Source organism: Aquabacterium sp. UBA2148 (assembly GCF_002328915.1).
Taxonomy (GTDB): Bacteria; Pseudomonadota; Gammaproteobacteria; order Burkholderiales; family Burkholderiaceae_C; genus Aquabacterium; species Aquabacterium parvum.
Genome location: NZ_DCXA01000134.1, coordinates 1 through 1,905, shown reverse-complemented (window position 1 = coordinate 1,905; position 1,905 = coordinate 1). Strand labels below are relative to the sequence as shown.

The following is a 1,905-nucleotide window of genomic DNA, read 5'->3' as shown; positions in this document are numbered from 1 at the left end:
ACGTAGATGGCGGTGACCTGGGCGCCTTCTTGCACCAGGTGCTCGTAGCCCTGGAAGTCGGTGGCCACGCCGCTGTATTCGAGGCCAGCGGCCATCTTGAACTTGCCGCTTTCGCGCGCCTTTCGACGCTGCTCGGCCATGGCGGCGTCGAAGCCAGCCTGGTCAACCGTCACGTCACGCTCGCGGCAGACGTCGGCGGTCAGGTCAACGGGGAAGCCATAGGTGTCATGCAGCTTGAAGGCGGTTTCGCCGTCGATGACCTTGGCGCCCGAAGTTTCGACGGACGCCAGGGCGCCCTCCAGGATTTCCATGCCGTTGGCAATCGTCTGGAAGAAGCGCTCTTCTTCGGTCTTGAGCACCTCGGTGATGCGCTTTTCGTTGGTGCGCAGCTCGGGGTAGGCCTCGCCCATTTCAACCACCAGCGCGGCCACCAGCTTGTGGAAGAACGGGGTGCGGGCGCCCAACTTGTAGCCGTGGCGGATGGCGCGGCGGGTGATGCGGCGCAGCACGTAGCCGCGGCCTTCGTTGCTGGGGATGACGCCGTCGGCGACGGTGAACGAGCAGGCGCGGATGTGGTCGGCGATGACCTTCAGCGAGGGGCTGTTGGCGTCGAAGCCTTCGCCACCCGAAGCAGTGACAGCCGAACGGGCGGCCGCCAGCAGGTTCTGGAACAGGTCGATCTCGTAGTTGCTGTGCTTGCCCTGCAGCACCGTGGCGATGCGCTCCAGGCCCATGCCGGTGTCCACCGAAGGCTTGGGCAGCGGGTGCATCACGCCGTCTTCGGTGCGGTTGAACTGCATGAAGACGTTGTTCCAGATCTCGATGTAGCGGTCGCCGTCTTCGTCAGGGCTGCCCGGGGGGCCGCCGGCGATCTCGGGGCCGTGGTCGTAGAAGATCTCGGTGCAGGGGCCGCAGGGGCCGGTGTCGCCCATCATCCAGAAGTTGTCGGACATGTAGCGGCCGCCCTTGTTGTCGCCGATGCGCACGATGCGCTCGGCGGGCACGCCCACCACCTTGTTCCAGATTTCGTAGGCCTCGTCGTCTTCCTGGTAGACGGTGACCCAGAGCTTTTCTTTCGGCAGCTTGAACTGCTCGGTCAGCAGGCCCCAGGCGAACTGGATGGCGTCGTGCTTGAAGTAGTCACCGAACGAGAAGTTGCCCAGCATCTCGAAGAAGGTGTGGTGGCGCGCGGTGTAGCCGACGTTGTCCAGGTCGTTGTGCTTGCCGCCGGCGCGGATGCACTTCTGCGAGGTCGTGGCGCGGCTGTAGGGGCGCTTGTCGAAACCCAGGAACACGTCCTTGAACTGGTTCATGCCCGCGTTGGTGAACAGCAGCGTGGGGTCGTCGCCCGGCACCACAGGGCTGGACGCCACGATGGTGTGGCCCTTGGACTGGAAGTACTCCAGGAAGGTCTTGCGGATGTCTGCGGCTTTCATGCGGCGGCTTTCGGTGGGCGGCGGTTCGGCTTCCGCTGAGAGCGTCAACGGAAACCCGGGGCGTTCGGGGGCTGAGGGGGAGGCGGCACCACCCATCGGCGACGGGCGGGGCAAAGCCCTGAATTATAGGCAAGGGGGCATGCGCCACCGCCCTGTCCCTCTTGGGCGCACCGCCGCGTCCGCCACCGGCAGGCAAGCTGTCCGATGGGGCCATCGCGCGCAGGCGCCGGCCTCACTAGAATGGCCCCTCCGCACGGCGCTCGGCCCCGCTTTCACCGGGGCGCCGCACCTCGCCACCGTCATCAGCTCACACGGCCACCATGCAAACGTCCCCGCTGTCGCCCCCCCTGTCCAGCCTGCAGGACCCCACGCTGCTCAAGACACAGGCCCTGATCGATGGCCAATGGGCAGGCAACGGCCAGGTTTTCGACGTGACCGACCCGGCCACGGGCCACCTGCTCGCCCAGGT

The 1,905-nt window shown here is 66.2% G+C and carries 1 protein-coding gene; it reads right to left on the bottom strand.

Features of this window, described 5'->3' with window-relative positions:
* Positions 1–1,436 (bottom strand): alanine--tRNA ligase (gene alaS, locus B2W70_RS07250; RefSeq protein WP_286744277.1); only part of this gene is annotated, 1,436 nt, incomplete at its 3' end.
* Between the last annotated feature and the right edge of the window lie 469 nt (positions 1,437–1,905).